General features: G+C 72.2%; 23 protein-coding genes and 1 pseudogene. 16 read left to right on the top strand and 8 right to left on the bottom strand.

From position 1 onward, the window contains the following. Positions 1-10: 10 nt before the first annotated feature. Genes ACP4E5_RS42640 through ACP4E5_RS42630 form a run of 3 tightly spaced genes read left to right on the top strand, consistent with a single transcriptional unit; the run spans position 11 to position 3,524 of the window. On the top strand, positions 11-1,171 hold the full coding sequence (locus ACP4E5_RS42640; protein ID WP_425839485.1) for an FAD-dependent oxidoreductase: 1,161 nt from the start codon (positions 11-13) through the stop codon (positions 1,169-1,171). A 38-nt stretch (positions 1,172-1,209) separates the two neighbouring features. Then, positions 1,210-1,719 carry a nitroreductase family deazaflavin-dependent oxidoreductase gene (locus ACP4E5_RS42635; RefSeq protein ID WP_425839482.1) on the top strand — a complete coding sequence of 170 codons (510 nt, stop codon included), beginning with the start codon at positions 1,210-1,212 and terminating at the stop codon, positions 1,717-1,719. A gap of 26 nt (positions 1,720-1,745) precedes the next feature. Then, a complete protein-coding gene (locus tag ACP4E5_RS42630; protein WP_425839480.1) occupies positions 1,746-3,524 on the top strand; it encodes a tetratricopeptide repeat protein in 1,779 nt (592 codons plus the stop codon). A gap of 90 nt (positions 3,525-3,614) precedes the next feature. Here the strand turns inward: ACP4E5_RS42630 and ACP4E5_RS42625 are convergent, their stop codons facing one another. Both ACP4E5_RS42625 and ACP4E5_RS42620 read right to left on the bottom strand, forming a co-directional pair. Next, a complete protein-coding gene (locus ACP4E5_RS42625) occupies positions 3,615-3,854 on the bottom strand; it encodes a hypothetical protein (RefSeq protein WP_425839478.1) in 240 nt (79 codons plus the stop codon). Between the two features lie 88 nt (positions 3,855-3,942). Further along, positions 3,943-4,764: a class I SAM-dependent methyltransferase gene (locus ACP4E5_RS42620; RefSeq protein ID WP_425839475.1), complete on the bottom strand. Its 822-nt coding sequence runs from the start codon at positions 4,762-4,764 to the stop codon at positions 3,943-3,945. A gap of 68 nt (positions 4,765-4,832) precedes the next feature. On the opposite strand from ACP4E5_RS42620, the gene ACP4E5_RS42615 reads away from it, so the two are divergent. Then, positions 4,833-5,423 (top strand): TetR family transcriptional regulator, encoded by a 591-nt coding sequence (locus tag ACP4E5_RS42615; protein WP_425839472.1) that lies wholly within the window; start codon positions 4,833-4,835, stop codon positions 5,421-5,423. 16 nt (positions 5,424-5,439) lie between these two features. Here ACP4E5_RS42615 and ACP4E5_RS42610 read toward each other — a convergent pair whose 3' ends face one another. Then, a complete protein-coding gene (locus ACP4E5_RS42610; RefSeq protein ID WP_425839470.1) occupies positions 5,440-6,153 on the bottom strand; it encodes an SDR family NAD(P)-dependent oxidoreductase in 714 nt (237 codons plus the stop codon). Positions 6,154-6,275: 122 nt separating this feature from the next. Here ACP4E5_RS42610 and ACP4E5_RS42605 point away from each other — a divergent pair, with 122 nt between their 5' ends. Then, positions 6,276-6,884 carry a TetR/AcrR family transcriptional regulator gene (locus ACP4E5_RS42605; RefSeq protein ID WP_425839467.1) on the top strand — a complete coding sequence of 203 codons (609 nt, stop codon included), beginning with the start codon at positions 6,276-6,278 and terminating at the stop codon, positions 6,882-6,884. Between the two features lie 30 nt (positions 6,885-6,914). Here ACP4E5_RS42605 and ACP4E5_RS42600 read toward each other — a convergent pair. Beyond that, a pseudogene (locus tag ACP4E5_RS42600) lies at positions 6,915-7,415 on the bottom strand (GntR family transcriptional regulator); the annotation flags it as partial. A gap of 162 nt (positions 7,416-7,577) precedes the next feature. On the opposite strand from ACP4E5_RS42600, the gene ACP4E5_RS42595 reads away from it, so the two are divergent. Continuing rightward, positions 7,578-8,846 carry a phytase gene (locus tag ACP4E5_RS42595; protein WP_425842096.1) on the top strand — a complete coding sequence of 423 codons (1,269 nt, stop codon included), beginning with the start codon at positions 7,578-7,580 and terminating at the stop codon, positions 8,844-8,846. Here the strand turns inward: ACP4E5_RS42595 and ACP4E5_RS42590 are convergent. Then, on the bottom strand, positions 8,824-9,294 hold the full coding sequence (locus ACP4E5_RS42590; RefSeq protein ID WP_425839464.1) for a MarR family winged helix-turn-helix transcriptional regulator: 471 nt from the start codon (positions 9,292-9,294) through the stop codon (positions 8,824-8,826). The two genes, ACP4E5_RS42595 and ACP4E5_RS42590, sit on opposite strands and share 23 nt — an antisense overlap. A gap of 137 nt (positions 9,295-9,431) precedes the next feature. Between ACP4E5_RS42590 and ACP4E5_RS42585 the strand changes: the two genes are divergently transcribed. The 3 genes from ACP4E5_RS42585 (at position 9,432) to ACP4E5_RS42575 (ending at position 12,086) form a co-directional block, all read left to right on the top strand. Then, on the top strand, positions 9,432-9,989 hold the full coding sequence (locus tag ACP4E5_RS42585) for a quercetin 2,3-dioxygenase (protein ID WP_425839461.1): 558 nt from the start codon (positions 9,432-9,434) through the stop codon (positions 9,987-9,989). Continuing rightward, complete coding sequence (locus tag ACP4E5_RS42580; protein WP_425839459.1) at positions 9,974-10,858, top strand: alpha/beta fold hydrolase; 885 nt, start codon at positions 9,974-9,976, stop codon at positions 10,856-10,858. The genes ACP4E5_RS42585 and ACP4E5_RS42580 overlap by 16 nt, the downstream gene beginning before the upstream one ends. Before the next feature lie 70 nt (positions 10,859-10,928). After that, positions 10,929-12,086 (top strand): alpha-hydroxy-acid oxidizing protein, encoded by a 1,158-nt coding sequence (locus tag ACP4E5_RS42575; protein ID WP_425839456.1) that lies wholly within the window; start codon positions 10,929-10,931, stop codon positions 12,084-12,086. Here the strand turns inward: ACP4E5_RS42575 and ACP4E5_RS42570 are convergent. After that, positions 12,073-12,885 carry an N-formylglutamate amidohydrolase gene (locus ACP4E5_RS42570; RefSeq protein ID WP_425839454.1) on the bottom strand — a complete coding sequence of 271 codons (813 nt, stop codon included), beginning with the start codon at positions 12,883-12,885 and terminating at the stop codon, positions 12,073-12,075. The genes ACP4E5_RS42575 and ACP4E5_RS42570 overlap by 14 nt on opposite strands. 148 nt (positions 12,886-13,033) lie before the next feature. Here ACP4E5_RS42570 and ACP4E5_RS42565 point away from each other — a divergent pair, with 148 nt between their 5' ends. Genes ACP4E5_RS42565 through ACP4E5_RS42545 form a run of 5 tightly spaced genes read left to right on the top strand, consistent with a single transcriptional unit; the run spans position 13,034 to position 18,330 of the window. Then, positions 13,034-15,049, top strand: coding sequence for a CocE/NonD family hydrolase (locus tag ACP4E5_RS42565; protein WP_425839451.1), 2,016 nt, complete (start codon positions 13,034-13,036; stop codon positions 15,047-15,049). 2 nt (positions 15,050-15,051) lie between these two features. After that, complete coding sequence (locus tag ACP4E5_RS42560; RefSeq protein ID WP_425839448.1) at positions 15,052-15,948, top strand: ABC transporter substrate-binding protein; 897 nt, start codon at positions 15,052-15,054, stop codon at positions 15,946-15,948. A 23-nt stretch (positions 15,949-15,971) separates the two neighbouring features. Continuing rightward, positions 15,972-16,940: an ABC transporter ATP-binding protein gene (locus ACP4E5_RS42555; RefSeq protein ID WP_425839445.1), complete on the top strand. Its 969-nt coding sequence runs from the start codon at positions 15,972-15,974 to the stop codon at positions 16,938-16,940. Continuing rightward, complete coding sequence (locus tag ACP4E5_RS42550) at positions 16,937-17,686, top strand: ABC transporter permease (protein ID WP_425839442.1); 750 nt, start codon at positions 16,937-16,939, stop codon at positions 17,684-17,686. Before ACP4E5_RS42555 ends, ACP4E5_RS42550 begins: the two co-directional genes overlap by 4 nt. Next, positions 17,686-18,330 (top strand): ABC transporter permease, encoded by a 645-nt coding sequence (locus tag ACP4E5_RS42545; protein ID WP_425839439.1) that lies wholly within the window; start codon positions 17,686-17,688, stop codon positions 18,328-18,330. The genes ACP4E5_RS42550 and ACP4E5_RS42545 overlap by 1 nt, the downstream gene beginning before the upstream one ends. Here the strand turns inward: ACP4E5_RS42545 and ACP4E5_RS42540 are convergent. Beyond that, complete coding sequence (locus ACP4E5_RS42540; RefSeq protein ID WP_425839436.1) at positions 18,327-21,575, bottom strand: amidohydrolase family protein; 3,249 nt, start codon at positions 21,573-21,575, stop codon at positions 18,327-18,329. The genes ACP4E5_RS42545 and ACP4E5_RS42540 overlap by 4 nt on opposite strands. Positions 21,576-21,836: 261 nt before the next feature. Between ACP4E5_RS42540 and ACP4E5_RS42535 the strand changes: the two genes are divergently transcribed. Beyond that, positions 21,837-22,178 carry a tetratricopeptide repeat protein gene (locus ACP4E5_RS42535; protein WP_425839433.1) on the top strand — a complete coding sequence of 114 codons (342 nt, stop codon included), beginning with the start codon at positions 21,837-21,839 and terminating at the stop codon, positions 22,176-22,178. Positions 22,179-22,292: 114 nt separating this feature from the next. Then, entirely contained in the window at positions 22,293-23,492 is a 1,200-nt protein-coding gene (locus tag ACP4E5_RS42530) for a methyltransferase (RefSeq protein ID WP_425839431.1), read from the top strand. 6 nt (positions 23,493-23,498) lie between these two features. Here ACP4E5_RS42530 and ACP4E5_RS42525 read toward each other — a convergent pair whose 3' ends face one another. Next, entirely contained in the window at positions 23,499-24,134 is a 636-nt protein-coding gene (locus tag ACP4E5_RS42525; protein ID WP_425842094.1) for an HAD family hydrolase, read from the bottom strand. Between the last annotated feature and the right edge of the window lie 6 nt (positions 24,135-24,140).

The raw sequence follows: 24,140 nt of genomic DNA, 5'->3' as shown, positions 1-24,140 counted from the left end.
GAGCAAGATCATGAAGACCACCACCCCGATCACGATCGTCGGCGCGGGCCTCGGCGGCCTCGTCCTCGCCCGCGTCCTGCACGTTCACGGCATCCCCGCGACGATCTACGAAGCCGATCCCTCCCCGGACTCCCGCACCCAGGGCGGCCAACTCGACATACACGAGGCCGACGGCCAGGCCGCGCTCGCGGCGGCCGGGCTCACCGAGGAGTTCCGCGCGATCATCCACGAGGGCGCCGAGGCGATGCGCGTGCTCGACCAGCACGGGAAGGTGCTGCTCGACGAGCCCGACGACGGCAGCGCGAAACGCCCCGAGGTGCTCCGCGGCGACCTGCGCCGGATCCTGCTCGACTCGCTGCCCGAGGGCACGGTCCGGTGGGGACACAAGATCACCGGCGTCCGGCCGCTCGGCGACGGCCGCCACGAGCTGGCCTTCGCCGACGGTTCGACCGTCACGACGGGGCTCCTCGTCGGCGCCGACGGTGCCTGGTCGAAGGTCCGCCCGCTCGTCTCTGACGCCACGCCCGCCTACACCGGGACGACGTTCGTCGAGACGTACCTGTACGACGCCGACGCGCGGCACCCGGCGGCCGCCGAGGCGGTCGGCGCCGGCGCCCTGCTCGCCCCCTCCCCCGGCAAGGGGATCAGCGCGCACCGCGAGTCCGGCGGCGTCCTCCACACATACGTCCAACTGACCCGCCCCGCCTCCTGGTTCACCGGCATCGACTTCACGGACGCCGACGCGGCGAAGGCCCGCGTCGCGGCCGAATTCGAGGGCTGGGCCCCCGAGTTGACGGCGCTGATCACCGACGGCGAGTCCGCCCCGGTCGCCCGCATGATCCACACGCTGCCCGACGGACACCGCTGGGACCGCGTGCCGGGCGTGACGCTCCTGGGCGACGCCGCGCACCTCATGCCGCCGTCCGGCGACGGCGCCAACCTCGCCATGTTCGACGGCGCGGAACTCGGCAGGGCGATCGCCGCGCACCCCGGTGACATCGAAGCTGCTCTCGCGGCCTACGAAGCGGCGATGTTCGCCCGCACCTCCGGCTTCTACGAGGACGCTCGTGACATCTTGGACCTCTGCCTCGGCGACCGGGCGCCGTACTCCCTCGTCGACTTCTTCACCGGAGCCGGCCGGGCGGAGGACACCGCCGCCGCGGGATCCTGACCCCGACGAAGTCCACCGGAAACCGGAAGGCGCCGTCGATGCCCCTGCCCCGCACCCCCGAAGGACGACCGGCCCTCCCCACCGGCGTCCAGCGCCGCCTGGCCCGCCTCCCCATCGCCCTGTACCGCGCGGGCCTCGGCCCCCTGCTCGGCAAGCGGCTCCTGCTCCTGCACCACAAAGGCCGCGTCTCCGGCCTGCACCGCCGCGTGGTCCTGGAGGTCGTCGCGCACGACGCCGAGCGGGGCACCTGGACGCTCGCCTCGGGGTTCGGCCCCAAGTCCGCCTGGTACCAGAACCTCCGGCACACTCCGCGCACCTTGATCCAGTACGGCGCCCGACGCCAGCTCGTCGACGCGCGATTCCTCACCCCCGACGAGGGCGCCGTCGTCATGGCCCGCTACGCACCCGAACACCCGCGCACCGCCCGCAAACTGTGCGCCTTCATGGGCTTCGAGTCCGACGGCAGCGAGGAGTCGTTCCGGGAGATCGGGCGGCAGATCCCGTTCGTGCGTCTGGAGCGTGTGCCCGACACCCAGCGGCGCCCATAACCCCACCCGCACCCGCGGCACCGCCCATGGTGCGGCGCCGACCGCGGCGGGACAATGTGCCGCATCCGCCCCTCCCCGGGACGGACCCGGCACTCTCGTCGAAGGTGGCGCCCGTGAACGACGACGGCTATTACGACCTGGGAACCTCCCACCGCGAGATCACCACCGGCTCCCCCGAGGCCCAACTGTGGTTCGACCGCGGCCTGGTGTGGGTGTACGGCTTCCACCACGAAGAGGCGGCCCGCTGCTTCGAGCGCGCCATCGAGGCCGACGAGCGGTGCGCCATGGCCCACTGGGGACTCGCCTACGCCTTGGGGCCGAACTACAACAAGCCGTGGGAGGCGTTCGACGAGCGCGATCTGACGTCGACCGTCGAGCGCACTCACCACGCCGTCCAGCGGGCCACGCTCGCCGCCGCCCGCGCGACACCGGTCGAGCGGGCGCTGATCGACGCCCTCAAGTCCCGCTACCCGTCGGCCGATCCGGCGCCCGACCAGTCGGTGTGGAACGAGGAGTACGCCCAGGCCATGGGCAAGGTCTACGCGAACCACCAGGGCGACCCCGATGTCGCGACGCTGTACGCCGACGCTCTGATGAATCTGACGCCCTGGCAACTGTGGGACCTGCCCACGGGCCGCCCCGCCGAAGGCGCCCGCACCGTCGAGGCACGGGAAGCGCTCGAACGCGCGCTCGCGCGGCCCGACGGCCGCGACCACCCCGGCCTGCTGCACCTCTACCTCCACCTCATGGAGATGTCACCGACGCCCGAGCAGGCGCTGCCGGCCGCCGACCGGCTCCGCGGCCTCGTCCCCGACTCGGGCCATCTGCACCACATGCCCTCGCACATCGACGTGCTGTGCGGCGACTACAGGCGCACCATCGCGGCCAACACCCGCGCCATCGAGGCAGACGAACTGGCATCGGCTCGCGACGGCGCGATGAACTTCTACACGCTGTACCGCTGCCACAACGTCCACTTCCGGCTCTACGCCGCGATGTTCGCCGGCCAGGCGGAGGTGGCCTTCGACTCCGTGGACCGGCTGGAGGCGGCGGTCCCCGAAGCGCTGCTGCGCGTCGACTCCCCGCCGATGGCCGACTGGCTCGAGGGCTTCCTGGGCATGCGGGTGCACGCCCTGGTCCGCTTCGGCCGCTGGCGGGACCTCATCGACCTGCCGCTGCCCCGCGACCCGGAGCTGTACTGCGTGACGACGGCGATGACCCACTACGGCAGGGGCGTCGCCCTCGCCGCGACGGGCCGCACCCGTGAGGCGGCCGCCGAACGCTCCCGCTTCACGGCGGCCGTCGAGCGGGTCCCGGAGTCGCGCACCCTCTTCAACAACACGTGCCTCGACCTCCTCGCCGTCGCCGCGGCGATGCTCGACGGCGAACTCGCCTACCGGACCGGCGACTTCGACCAGGCCTTCACGGACCTCCGCCGCGCCATCCAGCTCGACGACACCCTCCCCTACGACGAGCCGTGGGGCTGGATGCAGCCGACCCGGCACGCGTACGGGGCGCTGCTCCTGGAGCAGGGCAGGGTCACGGAGGCCGCCGCCGTCTACGCCGCCGACCTGGGCCTGGACGACACCCTCCCCCGCTCCTTGCACCACCCCGACAACGTATGGGCGCTGCACGGCTATCACGAGTGCCTGCTCCGGCTCGGCCGCGACGCCGAGGCCCGGATCATCGCCCCGCAGCTGACGACGGCGCTCGCGGTCGCGGACGTCCCGATCCGCTCGTCGTGCTACTGCCGCCTCGACACGCCGGAACCCGAGGCGGACGACTGCTGTTCAGGCCCCGCGTAGCGCCGCCCTGGCCGAACTCCCCGTCTACTCCCGCTCCTCCATGCCGTCCATCTCCTCCCCCTCCTCAACTTCCCAACTTCCTCCACCCGCTCACTCCTGTTCCTCCAGCAGACAGAACCCGCCGCCACGGCAGTCACCGCACACCTCCCCCTCGCGCCGCCCGCTCCCATGACAGGCCCCGCACAGCCCGTCGTGCCACGTCGTCCCGTCCAGCGCGTGGTGCGGGCGCGGATAGTGCGTGTCGGGGAGTACGCACTCCACCTGTGTGTCCGGGTGCCGCCGGACACACAGGTCCCGGCCGGGCGGTCGGCGCCGAGGTTCCTGACTCATCGCTCCTGCTTCCCCTTTCCGTACAAGTCCAGGGAAGCACCCGCCACTGACAATCAAGCCCCGCCGGGCCGCGCCGCCTGTTTCGAGGTCAGGCATCGGAACGCTCCGCGGTGACCACCACCGCCGTGTACGGCAGGGTGAACTCGCCGCCCAACGCGTCGATCGCGGCGCCCGTGCGCGCGAGCAGGTCCGCCAACTGCTCCGGCCGGTACGTGCCCGCCTCCCCGCTGGTGCGCATCTGTTCCAGCCACGCGTCGCGGGTGTACGTGGCCTCCCAGTCGAAGTGCCACTGCTCGGGTTCGCCGAACTGGGCGGTGTCGCGCAGCCCGTCGGCGACCTTCGCGAAGATCGCACCGTACGCGTCGAGGGTGGGGCGGGCCCAGGGGTTGCGAGGCGAGTCAGGAAGGGCCTCGCGGTGCGCCGCGGCGAAGGGGTCGGCGAGCTCGGGTCCTGGACGGAAGACGTTCCAGAAGAGGGCGAGGCGTCCGCCGGGCCGCAGCACCTCGGCGGCCTTCGCTGCTCCGGCCACCGGGTCGACCCAGTGCCAGGTCTGTCCCGCGACGACCGCGTCGAAGGTGCGGCCCGCCGCGTCCCAGGTCTCGAACGCGCCGATCTCCACGTCGAGGCCGTGGCCGCGGGCGTACGCCGCCATGCGCGCGTCGACGTCGACGCCGAGGACAGTGCTGCCCGCCGCACGGAACTGGCGGGACACGATGCCGGTGCCGCAGCCGACGTCGAGGACGTCCGGGCCGGGCGCGGCGGCGGCGATCCGGGCCACGAGGGCTTCCGGGTAGCGGGGCCGGGTGCGGTCGTAGCGCTCGGGGTCGGCGCCGAAGGACTCGGCCATGTGGCGGGCCTTGTGCGGTTGGTCCGCGGCGGCCTCGGAGGACTTCACGTCACGAGTGGGCATGCGCCCACCATAGTGGGCAGTTGCCCACTCTTCTAGTCTGGCCCGAGCCGAACGAAGGAGAAGCGCAGGTGCCGACCGGTGTGGCCATACGCGATGTGCGCGAGCAGCTCTTCGACGCGGCCGAGCGCGTCCTCATGCGTGACGGGGCCGCCGCGCTCACCAGCCGGGCGGTCACCACGGAGGCGGGCTGCGCCAAGGGCGTGCTGCACCGCCATTTCGCCGACTTCGACGCCTTCCTGGCCGACCTGGTCATCGACCGCGCGGGCCGCATGGAGGAACGGTCCTCCGCGCTCGTCGCGTCCGCCGGTACCCGCACCGTCGTCGACCTGCTCACCGACGCGCTGACGGATCTGTTCACCCCGGTCGTCGTCGCCATGGTCGGCCTGCTCACCTTCCGCGACGGACTGCGCGCGCGGCTACGGGCGGCCGGGCGCCCCGGTGTCACGGTCCTTTCGGACGCCACCGCCATGTTCCGCTCGTACCTCGAAGCGGAGCGCCGGGCGGGCCGGTTGGCGCCCGGCACCGACATCGACTCCCTCGGCCTCACCCTCATCGGCTCCGGCCATCTGCTGTACGCGAACCGGGAGGACGGCCCGCCCGGGGAAGCGGATGTCCGCCGGGTCGTCACGTCGGCGGTCGCCGGGGCACTTCCCCGCTAGCAAGCGGAATGGCCCGTCAGGCTCCGGCGTGCACGCCGATGCCTCCGGAGACGGCGAGGTTCTCGCCGGTGATGTAACCGGCGGCGTCCGAAGCGAGGAAGGCCACGGCTTCGGCGATGTCGGCGGGGGCGCCGACGCGGCCGAGCGGGACGCCCTCACCCCAGGAATCGATCATCTCCCGCGACACGCCCATCTTGGCGTAGGCGGGAGTGTCGATCAGCCCCGGGCTGACGGCGTTGACGCGGATACGGCGAGGGGCGAGTTCGAGCGCGAGGGACCGCACAAGAGGCAATAGAGCGCCCTTGGCCGCCGTCATCGCGGCCCCGAGCCCTTCGCCCGCCCCCACGGTGAACACGACCGACGCCCCTTCACCGAGGAGCGGGAGCGCCTTTTGCAGGGCGAAGAAGGTGCCCTTGACGTTGACGTCGAACAGGGCGTCGAAGGCCTCTTCGTCGGTCGACTCGATCGGCCCCGGACGGGAGATGCCGGCGTTGAGGAACAGCACGTCGAGGGAGCCGAACTCCCGGCGCGCCCGGTCCATCACCTGGTCGAGGTCGGCCAGGGAGCGCGCATCCGCCCGGACGACCGCGACGTCTTCGGGGAGTCCGGCATCGGCGACGTTGCTGACGCCGGTGACCATCACGCGGTAGCCGCGCGAGCGGAGCAGTTCGGCGGTCGCCTTGCCGATGCCGCTGGTTCCACCGGTGATCAAAGCTGCAGGTGCAGACATGGTGCGCCCCTTTACGTATTAGGTACTGCCGGAGGTTGGACTTGACAGCCTACGCCAGCCTGTCAGCGACTGCCAACTGTCGGGTTAATGCCACCCTGGCAGCGCTGGGATACCCTGACGACATGAAGCAGGAAGCCAAGACGGCGGCGGGCGCACCGGCCACCCTGTGGGACCGGACGCGACAACTGGCCTCACAGGAAATCCTCGAAACGGCCCTGCGCCTGTTCACCGAGCAGGGCTACGACGAGACGACCACCACCCAGATCGCCCGGGAGGCCGGTGTCTCCCAGCGCACCCTCTTCCGCTACTTCGGTACCAAGGAGGACCTCCTCGGCGGAGGCCAGGAACAGTTCGGGCAGGTCCTGACCGACACGATCGACGCACAGCCCGCCGGCGCCGACGCCTGGGACACCCTGCGCGCGGGTTTCGCCGCCGTACTGGCACTGCACGACAGCCGCGAACAGGCCCTGGAGCGGTTCCGTCTCCTGCACAACACGGCCTCGCTGCGCGCCGGTTGGCTCGAGAAGCGCATGCGGCTCCAGGAGGGCGTCCTGCCGCTCATCGAAGCACGCATGGGCGTCGCGCCCGGCGGCGCGGACCCGAGGGCCCGCGCGGTGATCGCGACGGCATTCGCGTGCCTGGACGCGGCATCGATGACATGGGTCGACGACGACGGCAAGGGCGACATCATCGACCTGTACGACGCGTGCCTGGCCGCGGTGCGCGGCTGAGCTGAGGCCGCCCCCACGAGAGGGCGGGTCCACGGCGTCGTACGGACGGATCAGCCGGCTAGGGCGCCCCGGGCGCAGCGTCAACTGGACGCGGTGGCGCACCAGTTGGGTATTGAGCCGCTCCAGGAGCCGCACGGCCGTGTACTGGCCGGAGATCTCCCGGACGCGGGCGGGCAGTTCGTGGTTGAGGTCGGAGCAGATGAGCGGGTCACCGTCCGCGACCGCCTCGGCCATGGCGTCGCCGAGCCCGGCGAGCTCGTCGAGCTCGTCGAGCTGCGCGCCGGTGGCCTCCTCCGCCGCCTTGCCCGCGCACAGCCCTTCGAGAGTCATCCAGCACTCGGTGATCTCCACGGCCTCCTCGACGGTGACGACCCGAACCCGCGAGCCGCGGTTGCGGATCCGCTCGACCAGACCTTCCGCGGCCGGCTCCAGCCGCCCCGCGCGGACACCCGCCCGGGTCACGCCGTCCTGCTCGGCGAGTTCACTCCCCACCGGCCGCAGGGCCGGTGACATCTCGCCGCTCAGAATGCTTCCTTTCGACGTCCGTGCGACCCAACTTCCCTAGCCACGCCGTGAGTTCACCCCTTGTACGCTTCCGCTTCGGGCACCACTCCCCTCCCCCTCACACCAAGATCACAGGATGCATCCGCCATGTTCGCGACATGAAGGAGCTTTCACGTGGCCACTCCACGGATGTCCCTGGCGGTTCTCGCCACCGCCGTCGCCACGCTCGCCGTGACCGCGGGCGGCCCGGCGCAGGCCGCCTCCCGGGCGCTGCCCGCCGTCCAGCCGCGCGCCGAGACCCCCGCCCTGCACGACGACACCGCGGGCGGCGACGCGGACGCCGACGACCCGGCGATCTGGCGGGACCCCGCGGACCCCGACCAAAGCCTCGTCGTCGCCACGGCCAAACAGGGCGGCCTGCGCGTCTACGACCTCGCCGCGCACGAGGTGCAGTCACTGCCGGCCCCCGCGGGACCCGGCGCCGACGACGCGCCCGGCCGCTTCAACAACGTCGACCTCGTCCACAGTTCCCGTCTCGGCGAGCTGGCCGTGACCTCGGACCGGGGCAACGACCGGCTGCGCTTCTACCGCATCGACCGCGACCGGGCCGGCGGACCGCTCACCGACGTCACCGACCCGAAGGCGTCCCCGGTCTTCTCCGGCTCCCAGGACGAGATCAACGAGCAGCGCACGGCGTACGGGCTGGCCACCTGGACGGACCGGGCGAGCGGCCGCTCGTACGCCCTGGTCAGCCAGCGCGAGCGCACCCGCCTGTCCCTCCTGGAGCTCAAGGCGGGCGCCGGCGGCACGGTCGGCTACACCCGGGTCCGCACCCTCGACCTCCCGTCCGCCTTCCGCCTTCCGAACGGGACCTCCTGGTCACCGTGCGGCGAGCCCGGCGAACTGCCGCAGGTCGAGGGCATGGTGGTGGACCCGGCGACCGGCACGCTCTACGCCGGCCAGGAGGACGTCGGCATCTGGCGGCTGCGCGCCGACCTCGGCGGCACGCCGAAGCTGATCGACAAGGTGAAGGGGTACGGCGTCCCCGGCACCTACGACGAGGCGAGCGAGGAGTGTGTCGCGGGCGCCGATCCGGGGTTCGGCGGCAAGCACCTCACCGCGGATGTCGAGGGCCTGACCCTGGTCACCGAGAAGGACGGCGACGGCCTGCTGCTCGCCTCCAGCCAGGGCGACGACACCTTCGCCGCCTACGACCGCGAGGTGTCCGACGCCAACGCCTACGAGGGCGGCTTCCGCGTCACGCCCGCCTCGGCCGGGCTCGACGGATCCGAGGAGTGCGACGGCGCCGCCGCGCTGAACGAGCCGCTGGGCCGCCGCTACCCGCACGGCCTCCTCGTCGTGCAGGACGGCCACGACGCGCCGGGCGATACGGACCGCCCGTCCACCAACTTCAAGTTCGTCGACCTGGCCGCGGTCACGGACGCGGTCGACGACTGACGGCCGTGTCGGGCCGCTCGTCGAACGGCCCACCCCACGGAGCCTCCAGCGCCGCACGCAGCGCGCTGAGCGCCTCCTCGCCGATGCGCTCCGCCAGGCGGGCCTCGAGCCCGTCCAGCGCGCGCCGCGCCCGCTCGTGGGCGCGGCGCCCCTCCGCCGTGCGGCGCACCAGACGCTGCCGGGCCGACGCGGGGTCCGGCACCTGCTCCAGCAAGCCGTCCTCGACCAGCGCGCGCACGGCCTGGTGGACGGTCTGCCGGGTGACGCCCATGCGGCGGGCCAGTTCGGAGACGGTGGTGCCGGCCGCGTCGAGCATCGCGAAGAGCTGCACCTGGGTGGGCGATATCGGCGCCACTCCCTGCGCCTCCAACTCCGCGAGCAGCCCGTCCTCGAACCAGCGGCGGGCGTCGCCCAGCAGCTGCGGCAGATCACGTCGGCCCTGACTCATCGCTTCTTCGTCCTCCCGGACACCCACACTCCCGAACACCTCTGCACGGACCTCACTCTTGCCCGTCGGCCGTTCCACGTGTCAGGCTACCTGACACGTAAACGTCAGGCACCCTGACACAGGCAAGGATGATCCGCATGACCATGGAGTTCGCGACGCGCTATCGCAGCGCCTCCCGCATACCGGCCGACCCGTCGAAGCCGTACGTGATCGAGAAGGGCGAGGGCGACCGGGCCCACCTCTTCGGCGATCTCGTCACCGTCTACGCGGGCGGCGAGCAGACCGACAACACCTTCAACTTCTTCACCGTCGAGGGCCCGAAGGGCGACATCATCCCGGCGCATGTGCACGCGGACACCCACGAGGTGTTCTACGTGACGCAGGGCGCGGTCCGGCTCTTCGCCGAGGACCCCGAGGGCGAGCAGCTGGAGCGCCTGCTCTCGCCGGGCGACTTCGGTTTCGTGCCGAAGAACTGCGCTCACGCCTACCGCATGGAGCGTCACCACTCCCAGGTCGTCGGAGTCGCCGCGGGCCCCGGCGGGACCTTCGAGCGGTTCTTCGAGTCACTGGGCACCCCGGTGGAGGAGATGGGCCTGCCGGCCCGGCCGTTCATCCCCGAGCCGGGCAAGTTCGGCACCGTGCCGCAGGAGTACGACGTGCGTTTCCTGCCCGACCACCAGTGGCGGACCTCGTGACGCCGGGCGAACTGCGGCAGTTGATCGCCGCGCCCCATCCGGACGTCGCGCCGCTGCCACGGGCGACCGGGTACGCGGACGGTGTGCGCGCGCTGCGCGGCGTCCCGTTCGCGGACGTGGAGGGCGCCCGCCCGCTGGAACTCGACCTGTGGCTGCCCGCGTCGACCGCCCCGGCTCCGCTCGTGCTGTTCGTGCACGGCGGCGCGTGGCGGCGCGGCCGGCGCGACGACATGGGTGTGCGTACGCGTGGGTGGACTCCCGGCCCGTTCGAGCAGCTAGCGGCGGCGGGGTTCGCGGTGGCCTGCGTGGACTACCGGCTCAGCGGCGAGGCGACGTTCCCGGCGCCGCTGGAGGACCTGCGGTCGGCGCTGCGCTGGCTCGTTCTGCGGGCCGACGAGTTGGGGGTCGATTCCGAACGCGCCGTCGTCTGGGGCGAGTCGGCGGGCGGCCACTTGGCCTCGCTGCTCGCGCTCACACACGACGGGCCGCGGCTCGCGGGGGCGGTCATCTGGTACGGGCCGGCGGACCTGACGACAGAGCGCGCCCCGTTCGATCCGGCGGACCCGGCCACTCCCGAGGCACTGCTGCTCGGCGGCGCACCCGCCTCGGCGCCGGAAGTCGCCGACGCCGCAAGCCCGTTGAAGCGTGTGCACGGATCCGCGCCGCCCTTCTTCGTCGTGCACGGCGAGGCCGACTCGATGGTGGCGTGCTCGCACGGCCGTGACCTGGCGGGCGCGCTGCGGGCCGCCGGAGCTCCGGTCGAGCTGCGGACCGTTCCGGGCGCCGACCACGGGTGGCAGGGCGCGGGCGACGCCGAAGTCCGGCAGATCTTCGCCGCGTCCCTGGACTTCGTACGGCAGCACACTTGACCACCCCTTTTCCCCGCACGGTCGAGCTGGCAGATTGGTGTGTCCCTGCCCCCTGGCGATGAGGTGCGTGATGAGCCCGCAGTTCGGCGACTACCAATTCGAGATCTACCTCGACGGACTGCGGGGCGTCACACCCTCGCAGCCGATGGACTTCGCCACCCTCGAACAGCGGGCGCAGTCGGCCCTCTCGCCCTCCGTCTGGTCCTACGTCGCCGGGGGCGCGGGCGACGAGCAGACGCAGCGCGCCAATATGCGGGCCTTCGAGCGGTACGGACTCGTGCCCCGGATGATGGTCGGTGCCACGCAGCGCGACATGTCCGTGGACCTGTTCGGGATGCGGCTCGCCTCTCCGCTGTTCATGGCGCCGGTCGGCGTGATCGGGCTGTGCGCGCAGGACGGGCACGGGGATCTGGCGACGGCGCGGGCCGCGGCGCGCACGGGCGTGCCCATGGTGGCGTCGACCCTGACGGTGGACCCGCTGGAGGACGTGGCCGCCGAGTTCGGTGACACACCCGGCTTCTTCCAGCTCTACACACCCACCGACCGGGCGCTCGCGGAGAGCCTCGTCAAGCGGGCGGAGGCGGCGGGCTACAAGGGCATCGTCGTCACGCTCGACACGTGGGTCACCGGCTGGCGTCCGCGCGACCTGTCGACGTCCAACTTCCCGCAGCTGCGCGGCCACTGCCTCGCCAACTACATGTCCGACCCGCGCTTCCAGGAGATCGCCGCGAGCACCGACCCCACGGATCTCGTACGGTCCTGGGTCGGCATCTTCGGCAACCCGCTCACCTGGGACGACCTGCCGTGGCTGCGCTCCCTCACCGATCTGCCGCTGATCCTCAAGGGCATCTGCCACCCCGAGGACGTGCGCCGCGCCAAGGACGGCGGCGTGGACGGCATCTACTGCTCCAACCACGGCGGACGCCAGGCCAACGGCGGGCTTCCCGCGCTCGCCGCGCTGCCCGGGGTCGTCGAGGCGGCCGACGGCATGCCGGTGCTCTTCGACTCCGGAATCCGCTCGGGCGCCGACGTGATCAAGGCGCTCGCCCTCGGCGCGACGGCGGTGGGCGTCGGACGCCCGTACGCGTACGGGCTCGCGGTCGGCGGCGTCGACGGGCTCGTGCACGTGCTTCGCTCACTGCTCGCCGAGGCCGACCTGATCATGGCGGTGGACGGGTATCCGAGCCTCGCGGACCTGACACCGGAGTCGCTGGTCACGCTGGGCTGAGCCCGCCGTCGCGGGACACCGTGTCGACGAGGTTCGCGAGCGCGTCGGCGGCCTTCGCGAGGCCCCCGTGCGGGGTGACGGGTTCGTCGAGGTAGCGGTCGCGGCGCAGCTCCAGCATCAGGGCGGTGACCCGCGGTTCCCTGCCGTAGTGCTCCAGTGGGACGTACGCGCCCGCGAACGGTGTGTTCTCCGTCGAGTCGCCGTACGCGACGAAGGCCTCGCGGGCCCGGGCCACGAGGGCGTCCGGGGTGTGGAACGGGTCGACACCCAGGCAGACCGGCGGGCGCGGGTCCGTGCCGTGCAGTTCGTAGGGCAGCGCGCGGCTCGGGTAGGAGTGGACGTCGATGACGACCGCCCGGCCGGTCGCGGCGAGGCGGTCGGCCACGGCTCGTGTCATGGCTCGCGCGTAGGGATGGAAGTAGGTGTCCAGCAACTCGCGCTCGTCCGCGGGCGGCTCCGGGCGCAGTGGCTCGCGGTGTGTGGTGCGTGTGTAGACCGCGCCCATGCCGACCGCCCGCATCTCCTCGCGTTCGTCGGGGAACCGCTCCGGGTCGACGACCAGGCGCGACCGTTCGTTGACGAACCGCCAGGGGGTGACGGACGCGGCGTGCGCGGCGCGTTCCGCGATGACATCGGTGTGGGCGTCCGTGATGAGGTCCAGTTCCCGTTCCAGGGCCGGCCCCTCCAGCAGGAGGCCCTCCCGTACGCGCGCCGGGATCGCGCGGGAGGCGTGCGGCACGTGCAGGAGCACAGGGGAGGCCGGGTCGCCGGGGAGCAGCCGGAACGGCGGGGTGTCCATGTCTCCCACTGTCCCATCCCCCACGTTCCCGCCTCGCCCGTCCATTCTCTGGGACAGGTGGTTTCGAGGTGTGGTCGGGGGGTAAGGAGCCCAGCCGCTACTACTGAATGAACGGTGAGTAGCTGGAGCGCGACAGGAGTACCTCACCTTGCCCGAAGCACCTTCAGAACTCGTGCGTCACCTGTGGATTCCGCTCGCCGACGGCACACGCCTCGCCGCCCGCGTCTGGCTTCCGGAAGGGGCCGCACGCCCGGCGCCCGCGATCCTCGAGTACATCCCGTACCGCAAGAACGACGGGACGGCCGACCGCGACAACGGCCTGCACGCCCGCTTCGCCGCGGAAGGCTACGCCGCCGTCCGCGTCGATCTGCGCGGCAGCGGCGACTCCGACGGGCTGATGCTCGACGAGTACGCGCAGCGCGAGCTGGACGACGGCGTCGAGGTCATCGCCTGGCTCGCCGAGCAGGAGTGGTGCGACGGCGCCGTCGGCATGATCGGTAAGTCGTGGGGCGGCTTCAACGGCCTCCAGATCGCGGCGCTGCGCCCGCCCGCGCTGAAGGCCATCGTGACGGTCTGCTCGACGGACGACCGGTACGCCGACGACGTGCACTACACGGGCGGTTCGCTGATCGCCTCCGAGATGCTGCCGTGGGCGTCGACCATGCTCGCCTACAACGCGCGGCCCGCCGACCCCGCCGTGGTCGGCGACGACTGGCGCGAGCGGTGGCTGGAGCGGATGGCGGACACCCCGGTGTACGTCGAGGAGTGGCTGCGGCACCAGACCCGCGACGCCTTCTGGAAGCACGGCTCGGTGTGCGAGGACTTCGGGGCGATCGAGGCCGCCGTGCTCGCGGTGGGCGGCTGGTACGACCCGTACTGCGGCGCTGTACTGCGCCTGCTCGAGGGCATCGACAACGCTCCCGTGCGCGCGCTCGTCGGCCCGTGGGCGCACACGTATCCGCACCAGGCGGCGCCCGGACCCGCGATCGACTTCCACGGTGAAGTGGTGCGCTGGTTCGACCAGTTCCTGCGCGGCAAGGACACCGGGGCCCTCCAGGATCCGGCGCTGCGTGCTTGGCTGCCGGAGTGGTCGGCGCCCGGCGCCGACCGGGAGCGGCGTCCGGGCCGGTGGGTCGCCGAACAGCGGTGGCCCTCGGAGCGCATCGAGCGGCAGGAGTTCGCGCTCGCCGGGGAGTCGGCGGGCGAGGCGGTCGGGCACGACCCGCTGCGCTTTCGCGACGCACACCTCGACAGCACGCGCGTGCTCGGCACGGCGGGCGGCAGCTGGCTCCAGTTCGGCGACGCCGCCGGGCAGTTCGGCCCGCAGGGCGGCGACGACGGGCTCGCGCACTGCTTCACCACGACGCCGCTCGACGAGCGCGCCGAGATCCTCGGCGCGCCGTCCGTGACACTGCGGGTGAGCGCCGACCGGCCTGCCGCGCAGCTCGCGGTGCGCCTCAACGACGGTGCCCCGGACGGCAGTTCGCGGCTCGTCACGCGCGGCCTGCTCAACCTCACGCACCGCGAGGGGCACGAGGAGGCGCTGCCGCTGGAGCCCGGGCAGGCCTACGACGTGACCGTGCCGCTGGTGGCGACCGCGCACGCCTTCGCGCCAGGACACCGCATCCGGGTCGCGGTCTCGGCCTCGTACTGGCCGCTGGCCTGGCCGTCCCCCGAGCCGGTCACCGTCACCCTGCACGCCTCCCCCGGCGCCGCGCTCCACCTGCCCGTACGGCCACCGGCGGACACGGACAGCGAGCTGCGCCCCCACGGGGAGCCGCGGCCGGACCTGCCGGTCGAGCTGTCCACGTCCGGCGAGGGCTCGTCGCGCAAGGTCGTGCACGATCCCGTCGCGGGCCGCACCGACATCGAACTCGTCATCCGTGACGGCGAGTTCAAGGACCTCACCGACGGGCTGTGGAAGCGCGGCGACGCCGTCGACCGCTTCTCGCTCACCGAGGGCGACCCGTCCTCCGCCGCCGTGGAGTGCGAGCGCACCGAGGAGGGCGGGCGCGGCGACTGGCACTGGAAGGTCGTCACGCACAGCCGGATGACGGCCGACACCTCCGCGTTCACCGTCGTCAACACCCTCACCGCCTACGAAGGGGACACCCGCGTCTTCCACCGCACCACGGACGCCGTGATCCCCCGGCAGGGAGTCTGAGCATGCGCAGACGCACATTCCTGACCGGCTCGCTCGGTGTCGTCGCGGCCGCCGGGGTGGCCACGGCCACCGGGTCCGCCGCCGGCACGGGCCCCGTGATCACGGTCGGCTCCAAGCAGTTCACCGAGTCGTGGGTGATGGGCGAGCTGTACGCCCAGATCCTGCGGGCACACGGCTTCGACGTCGTCCTCAAGTCCAACGTGGGCAGCGCCGACCTCATCGACCGCGCGCTGCGCAACGGGCAGATCGACCTGTACCCCGAGTACACGGGCGTCGTCCTCCAGACGTTCGCGATGCCGAAACACATGCCGGCGACAGCGCGCGGCACCTACGAGGCGGCGAAGAAGTTCGAGGCGGGGCGCGGGATTTCACTGCTGGCGCCGACCCCGTTCCAGAACCGCAACGCCGTCGCCGTACGCACCGCCGACGCCCGCAAGCACAACCTGAAGACGGTCGGTGACCTCAAGCGCCTCGGGAAGATCTCCTACGCCGAGTACCCCGACAACATCACGGGACCGCTCGGCTTCGACGCCATCGTCAAGGCGTACGGGCTGCACGACATGAAGGTCCGACCGCTCAACATCGGCCTGCAGTACCCGGCGTTGAAGAACGGCGACGTGGACGCGGCCGACGTGTTCACCACCGATCCGCAGCTGCGCCGCTACGACTTCACCATCCTCGACGACGACCAGGCCATCTTCGGGTTCCAGAACGTCTCCCCCGTCGTGCGCACGTCCCTCGTCGAGCAGCACGGCAAGCGGCTCACCGAACCGCTCGACGCCGTCGACGAGTTGCTCACGGAGGAAGCCATGCAGGCCCTGAACGAGGCCGCCGCGATGATGCGGCTGAGCCCGGCGAAGGTCGCCGACCGGTTCCTGAGAGCGAACGACCTGATATGACCGTGACCGAGGAGCATTCCCCCATGCAGACCGCCGGCGCCGCAGCAGACATCGTCTTCGACGCGGCCACCAAGACGTACGACGGCACCGACGAGGCAGCCGTCGACGCGCTGTCCCTGACGGTGCCCGCAGGCGAGATCTGTGTCCTGCTCGGCGCCTCCGGGTGCGGCAAGACGACCGCGCTGACCCTCGTCAACCGGCTCACCGAGCTGACCAGCGGCGACATCCGCATCGGCGGCAGCAGCATCCGCGACCAGGACGTCATCGAACTGCGCCGCGGCATCGGCTACGTCATCCAACAGGCCGGGCTCTTCCCGCACTTGACGATCGAGGAGAACGTCGCGACGGTGCCGCAGGTACTCGGCTGGAAGAAGCCGAGGATCGCGGAGCGCTCGCGCGAACTGCTCGAACTCGTCGGCCTCCCGCACAAGGAGTACGCCCACCGCTACCCCTCGCAGCTGTCCGGCGGGCAGCGCCAACGCGTCGGCATCGCACGGGCGTTGGCGGCCGACCCGCCCATCATGCTGATGGACGAGCCGTTCGGCGCGCTCGACCCGGTGACGCGCGAGCACGTGCAGGACGAGTTCCTGCGCCTCCAGGAGCAGGTGGGCAAGACGACGCTGTTCGTCAGCCACGACATCGACGAGGCCGTCCGCATGGGCGACCGCATCGCGATTCTCGCCAAGGGCGGCAAACTGCTCCAGTACGACACCCCGGAGCGGATCCTGCGCGAGCCCGCCGACGACTACGTGGCCCGCTTCGTCGGCACGGACCGTGGGCTGAAGGCGCTGACGCTGCGCACGCTCGCCGATCTGAAGCTGGAGCCGGCCGACGAGTCCGTCCCGGGCGACGACGCGTTGCGCACGACCGACACCCTGCGCACCGCGCTCTCGGAGTTGATGGCGGGCGGCGCCGAACGGCTGTCCGTCACGGACGAGGCCGGCAAGCCGGTGGGCTCCGTCACCGTCGCGCTCATACGGGAGGCGGCGTGAGCGGCCTGCTGTCCCTGGCGGCCGGGTCCTTGGCGGCCGGCCCCGATCCCGTCATCCCCGACTTCGGCACGGTCAGTTCGTGTGTGCGCGACAACGGGGTGTTCTGCGTGGACTGGTTCACCGCGAACTTCTCCAGCGTGTTCGGCCCCGCGCTCGTCCAGCACGTGCGCCTCACGGTGATCGCGGTGGGGATCGGCTTCCTGATCGCGTTCCCGCTGGCGCTGCTCGCGCACTTCCGGAAGTGGCTGGTCAAGCCGCTGGGCGGGCTCACCTCGTTCCTCTACACGATCCCGCCGATGGCGCTTTTCACGCTGCTCGTCCCGGTGTCGGGCCTGTCCGTGCTGACCGCCGAGATCGCCCTGGTCGCGTACACGCTGATGGTGCTGTTCAAGTCGACGGTGACCGGGCTCGGCGAGGTACCGGAGGACGTACGGCGTGCCGGTGTCGGCATGGGGCTGACCCGGCGCGAGATCCTGTGGCGCATCGAGCTGCCGCTCGCGCTGCCCGCCGTGATCAGCGGGCTCCGGGTGGCGACCGTGACCACGATCAGCGTGGTCGAGATCGCCGCGTTCATCATCGACCAGGGCCTCGGTTCGCCGATCATCCAGGGCCTCCAGTCGCCGTTCAACACGCAGTTCATCGGGGCAGGTCTGCTCGCCGTGGCGCTCGCGCTCGCCGCCGACGGACTGCTCGTGCTGCTCGGCCGGGTGCTCACTCCGTGGGCCAGGACGCGGAGGACCGTCTGATGCACACCTTCCTCGCGAGTTTCTCGTTCATGGCCGACCACTTCGGCCTGCTCCTGAACCGCACGGTCGACCATCTGCTGCTCTCGGCCGCGGCCGTCGCGGTGGCCCTGGTGATCGGGGTGCCGCTCGGTGTGTGGCTCGGACACCGCGGCAATGGCTCGTTCCTGACCGTGAGCATCTCCAACATCGGCAGGGCGCTGCCCTCGCTCGCGCTCATCGCGATCTTCCTGGGGCTGCTCGGCATCGGCTTCGTGAACGTCATGACGGCACTGGTCGTCATGGCGATACCGCCGGTGCTCACGCACGCGTACCTGGGCGTGGAACAGGTCGACGCGGACCTGGTGCGCGCCGCGCGCGGCATGGGACTCACCCAGTGGCAGATCCTGTGGCGCGTCGAACTGCCCCTCGCCCTCCCGGTGTTGTTCACCGGCATCCGGATCGCCGTCGTCTACGTGATCTCCAGCGCGACCCTGGCGGCCGTCGCCGGGGGCGGCGGTCTCGGCGACATCATCCTCAACCAGGTGTCGTACGGACTGTCCGGCGTCATCGCGGCGGCGCTGTGGGTGGCGGTCCTGGCGCTGGCCGCCGACGGCCTGTTCGGGGCCGTCGGCAACCGGCTCGCGCCGCGGGGGACGAAGGCCTAGACTCCCGCGTCGCAGCAGCCCTCGCGGCGCATGAGGCGGCCCACTTCCAGCCAGTCGTCACCGGTGGCCCTCAGCGATCTGGAGGCCACCGGTTCGAACGAGCCGACGAGGTCGGCCTGTTGGAAGGGAACGCCGCCGCGCAGCACGGCCGTCGTACGCATCAGGTCGTCGAAGTCGGTGAACGGGTCGCCGTCGACGATCGTGAGGTCGGCGAGCTTGCCCTCCTCCAGGGTGCCCAGGTCCGCGTCCGCCCCGAAGATCCTGGCGGGCATCAGCGTCGCCGTGAGCAGCGCCTGCGCCGGGGAGAGGCCGCCGCGATGCAGGGCGCGCAGCGCGAGATGCAGATGGAGACCGACCGGGACGAGCGGCTGGTCCGTGCCGAGCGCGATGTTTCCGCCGGCGGCGAGCACACGGCGGTAGACCGCGAGTTCCGTGTCCAGGGTGGCGAGTTGAGCGGCGGTGGGCGGGGTGCCGGCCAGTTTCTGCACGGCGGCGGTGTCCCACGGCGGCATCAGCCGCGTGACACGCGGGTCGTCCGCGATCCGCTGATCGGCGCCGATCAGCGGCTGCGCCGTGAACGGCGTGGCGATGAGATGGAAGTCGCCGGTCTTCGAGTAGATCTCCTGGACGTCCTGCCCCGAGTGCCCGGTCGCCGTCGTGGCGTGCCCGAACTCGAGCCGCTGCGTCGCCTGCAGATGGGTCGTCAGGTCCTGGCCGAGCTGGATTCCCGGTGTGCACAGGTGGCTGCCGCTGCGCACGCCGAGCCGCTCGTGCGCGAAGGAGGCCGCCTCCTTCATCACCCAACCCGGCGCCCGCACATAGGTCTTGACGAAGTCCCAGTCCAGGGCCGCGGCACGGTCGAGCGAGCGGCGCAGGCCCGCGCGGGTGCGGTGGGCGCGGCCCATGCTGTAGGCGACGCGCGGCCCGTCGAGGAGTTCACCGGTGGCGAGGAGCCGCGGCCCCGCGAGCGCCCCCGCGTACACCGCCTCGCGGATGCGGGCCTGCTCGTAGGCGAAACCGCCGAGGGAGACCGCGGTCGTGATGCCGTACGCGAGTTGCAGCGCGGTCTGGCGGCCGCCGTAGGTCGACTGCCAGGGGTGGGTGTGGGCGTCGAAGAGGCCGGGGATCACGGTCTTGTCGGAGGCGTCGACGCGCTTGGCGGACGCCTTCTTCGCCGCGCGGTGCGGGGAGACGGCGGTGATCCGGCCGCCCTCGATGGTGAGGTCGACGTCGTCGCGGACCTCGGACCCGGCGCCGTCCCAGAACCGGCCCGCGTGCACGACGGTGTCGGCGGGGCGCGGGCGGCGGTGGTCGAGCGGGATCCTGACCGTGCGGGCGGAGCCCTTCGCCACGTCGAGGAGGCGGAGTCGGCCCGCGCTCAGGTAGAGGAGCTGTCGGCCGTCGGCGGACCAGCTCGGGTGGTCGGCGGCCTCGTCGGTGACCTGCCGGAGGTCGCCGTCCGGTGTGCCGTCGGGGCGGACGGGCAGCAGCCACAGCGCGGACTCGACGACCACGGCCATGGTGTGTCCGTCGGGCGACCAGGCGGGCCCGGAGTCGTACCGGTCGGCGATCGAGACGTGCGGGGCGACCTGGTGGACGACGGCCTTGCCGGACGTGGTGTCGACGACGCGGATGAGGTTGTAGCCCTCGCGGAAGCGCTGGTTGAGGCGGCCGCGGTCGCACAGCGCCACGTATCTGCCGTCGGGCGACCAACAGGGTCTGCCCGGCAGTCCGCCGCTGCCCATCGGCGCGGCGAGGACGCGTTCGGAGCCCGCGGCGAGGTCGCGCAGGACGAGGTTGCCCGACATGTCGACGCACGCCAGGCGCCGCCCGTCGGGCGAGAGGGCGGGGAACACCCGGCCGCCCTCGGCGAGCACCGTCTCCTTGCCGGTGTCCAGGTCGTGGCGGCGTACGGAGAAGAGGCCCGCCCGGTCGTCGGCGTAGACGAGCGCCTTGCCGTCGGCGGTCCAGGTCGGGCCGAGGACGTAGCGGGTCTGTGGGGCCTGGACGACCTTGCGCGGGGCGCGGCCGCCCGAAGTGGCGCCGATCCACAGCGAGTTGAGGGCCGCGAAGGCCACCTGCTTCCCGTCGGGCGATAGGGCCGGCAGGTGCGGGGAGCGGACGGGGCGCACTCCCCCGGCCTCGAAGTCGTAGCGCTTGACGCGGTAGCGGGGGCGGTCGACCGGGAGCGTCGCGGTGAACGCGATCTCCTCACCCGTGCCCGGGGCGGCCGGGCGCACGAGGCGGAAGCGGCCGTCGACGGTGAGCAGCAGGGTGTCCGGGCCGGTCCAGCGGGGCGGCACGGGGGCGACGTCGCCGGGCACGTCGACCGGCTTCCCGTCGACGACGAGGGTGCAGGTGGCGGCGGGTGCGGCGGTGGTCCGCAGATGGGCGAGGGTGCCTCCTGGGGACACCGCCGGGGTCATGACCTGGGCGCCGGAGTCGTCGGTGCGCTCGGTGGTGACGGCTCCGGTGCCGTCGGCGGCGACCGAGGCGACGGTGGAGGCCTGGAGGGTTCCGGCGTCGGTGAGCACCCCTCGTACGAAGAGCACGCGCGTGCCGTCGGCGGACCAGGTCGGGTCGAAGTCCTCCCAGGCGCCGCCCTGCCCGGGGCCTTCCTGACCGGGAGCGCCGGTGAGGCGGGTGAGGGTTCCGTCGCGTACGTCGATGGTCCAGATGCGGTACGGGGCGGCGTGTTCGGGGTCGCCGCCGCGCTCGGAGGCGAAGGCGATGCGGTGGCCGTCCGGGGACCAGGCGGGTCCGCGGTCGTCCCACGGCCCGTCGGTGAGCTGCTTCGGCGTGCCGCCGTCGGCGCCCAGCAGCCACAGGTGGAAGCCGCCGCCCTGGTAGGCGCAGACGACGAGTCGCTTCCCGTCCGGGGCAAACTGGGGGCGGGTGGGCTCCAGTTCGGGGGTGGTGAGCGGTCTCGCGGTGCCGCCCTTGCGCGGGATCGACCACAGGACGTTCTGGATCTCGGCGACGAAGCGGTCGCCGGACGGGGCGAGGGTGGCGGCGCCGTTGGTGGCGGCGGTGAACGACAGGGACGCCGGGGCGGCAGCGGCGGTCGCGGCGGCTGCGGATGCCGCCGGTCCGAGGAGTGCGCCGGCGCCCGCGGCGACGGCACCGGCCGTGGCGGTGGTGGTCTGGAGGAAACGGCGGCGGGTGAGGGAGGGTCCGTCGGAAGGCGCGGAAACAGGGGTGGGGACAGAGGTGGTCACGGGGGTGGTGACGGGGCTGGTGTCCATGAGGCTCCCATTGCGCGGAGGGCAGGTGGACCCACGGGACCGAGGGGGCCCGTGGGCCGTGCGGGACCGAACTGTGCGCGAGTCGGAGAGGGGACGCACAGCAACATACGTGGCACCCGCAGTGAGTCAACATGGCGACGGCGCGAACCGGCCGCTGGACACACCCGAGCCGCCCGCCGGGTGGCGGCTCACCACCCCTGTCGAGTGCGGGGAATACCCCACCCCTTGCCCCGGTTGAAGGCGTCGAGCAAGGAGGCACCAGTGGAGCAGAAGTACTACACGCACGGGACGGCCGCGGAGCGCTGGGACCGTGCCCAGATGTTCTTCGACGCGAAGGAGTACGCGAACGCCGCCCGGATCCTCGACGGCCTTGTCGACGAGGTCCCCGAGCAGACCGGCCCCCGCCTCCTCCTGGCCCGTTCGTACTACCACTCGGCCCAACTGCGCCGCGCCGAGACCGAGTTGCGCACCATCGTGGAGCGCGACCCGGTGGAGCACTACGCCCGCCTGATGCTCGGCCGCACGCTGGAGCGGCAGGGCCGGAACGATGAGGCGGCGCCGCACCTGCGGATGGCGTCGGCGCTCGCGGGCGAGTTCGACTAGCCGGATTCGGCACACGCGGGCCCTGCCCACTGGGCAGGGCCCGCCCCTGTGCGGCCCGGCCGCGGCGCACCGGCGCGCGCTGGTGAGCGGTGACTCGGCTAGCCTTGCCGGACGATGAACCGCACAGATCAGCCCGCGCCGGCCCCCCGACTGACCACTCCCTGGGGAGAAGTCGACCTCACCCGCTTCCCGGAGAACCCCCGCGAGCTTCTGCGCGCGTGGGACGCCGCGGACACGTACCTGCTGCGGCACCTCGCCGAGACAGGTGCGGACCTGACCGGCGCGGTGACGGTGGTGGGCGACCGCTGGGGCGCACTGGCCACCGCGCTCACGGGTGTCCCCGGCTGCACGCCGACTCTGGTCTCGGACTCGTACCTCGGTCAGCAGGCGACGTACGCGAACCTGACCCGGAACGAACGCACCGGCGCACACCTCCTCACCACCCAGGACGCCCCGCCGCCGAGCATCGACGTCCTCCTCGTCCGTGTCCCGAAGAGCCTCGCCCTCCTCGAGGACCAGCTGCACCGTCTGCGCCCGGCCCTGCACGCGAACACGGTGGTGGTCGGCACCGGCATGGTGAAGGAGATCCACACCTCGACGCTGAACCTGTTCGAGCGGATCATCGGCCCGACGCGTACGTCGCTGGCGGAAAAGAAGGCGCGCCTCATCTTCACCGAGCCGGACCCGGCGCTCGCCCCGGCCCCGAATCCGTGGCCGCACACCTATCGACTCCCGCCCGACATCGGCCCGTTGTCGTCGCGGCCGGTCGTCAACCACGCGGGCGTGTTCTGCGCGGAGCACCTCGACATCGGCACCCGTTTCCTCCTCGAGCACCTCCCCCAGGGCACGAACGCGCGCAGCATCGTGGACCTGGGCTGCGGCAACGGGGTCGTGGGCACGAGCGCCGCGCTCACCCACCCGGACGCGGACGTCCTCTTCACCGACGAGTCGCACCAGGCGGTGGCCTCGGCGCAGGCCACGTACGCCGAGAACGTGGGCGACCGCCCCGGCAAGGCGGACTTCCGCGTCGCCGACGGGCTCGCCGACACGCCTCCGGCCTCCGTGGACCTGATCCTCAACAACCCGCCGTTCCACAGCCACCAGGCCACGACGGACGCGACGGCGTACCGCATGTTCACCCAGGCCCGCGCGGCGCTCCGCCCCGGCGGCGAACTGTGGGTGGTGGGCAACCGCCACCTCGGCTACCACGTGAAGCTGCGCCGCCTGTTCGGCAACAGCCAACTGGTCGCCGGCAACGCCAAGTTCGTGATCCTGAAGTCAGTCAAACGGGAGCCGAGCGGCCGGCGCGGCTGAGGGCGTTCAGGCGGACCGGACGATGTGGCGGATCGCGGACGCGACGTCGACGGCGACATGCGTGGGCCGGTAGTCGTCCGTGTCCCAGGGCCGCCCGTCGGAGACCCATACGCTCCGCAGCCCGAGCCCGTGGGCGCCCGCGATGTCGGCACCGGGCGAGTCGCCGACGATCCACGCTCCTTCCAAGGGCATGCCGACGGCCACGGCGGCCGCCCGGAAGATCGCCGGATCCGGCTTCTTGCGGCCGACGGCCTCGGAGACGACCCACCCCTGAACCAGGCGGTCGAGCCCGGCGTTGCGGATCTTCGCCTCCTGTTGGCCGGTGCGGCCGTTGGTGACGATGCCGCAGGTCCAGCCGTCCGCCCGCGCCTCACCCAGCGCGTCACGGGCGGCCTCCGTCAGGACGACGCGATCGGCGCCGCCCTCGTGCAGCAGCGCACGGACGGCCGCGGGCACCACGTCGCCGTATCTCTCGACCATCGCCGCGGCGACGGCCGGCCGCGCCGCGTATCCGCCGGCGTCGAGGCGCATCACCCATGCGACATCAGCGGCAGCCAAGCCATGCCCGTCGAGGAAGTCGGCGACGGCGGCACGGAAGGCGGCATCGCGGTCGACGAGAGTGTTGTCCAGGTCCAGCAGCATCAGCGG

Source organism: Streptomyces fractus (genome assembly GCF_049844455.1).
In the GTDB taxonomy this organism is placed as follows: Bacteria; Actinomycetota; Actinomycetes; order Streptomycetales; family Streptomycetaceae; genus Streptomyces; species Streptomyces fractus.
The sequence above is the reverse complement of the archived record's forward strand: the minus strand, read 5'-3'. Positions and strand labels throughout refer to the sequence as shown.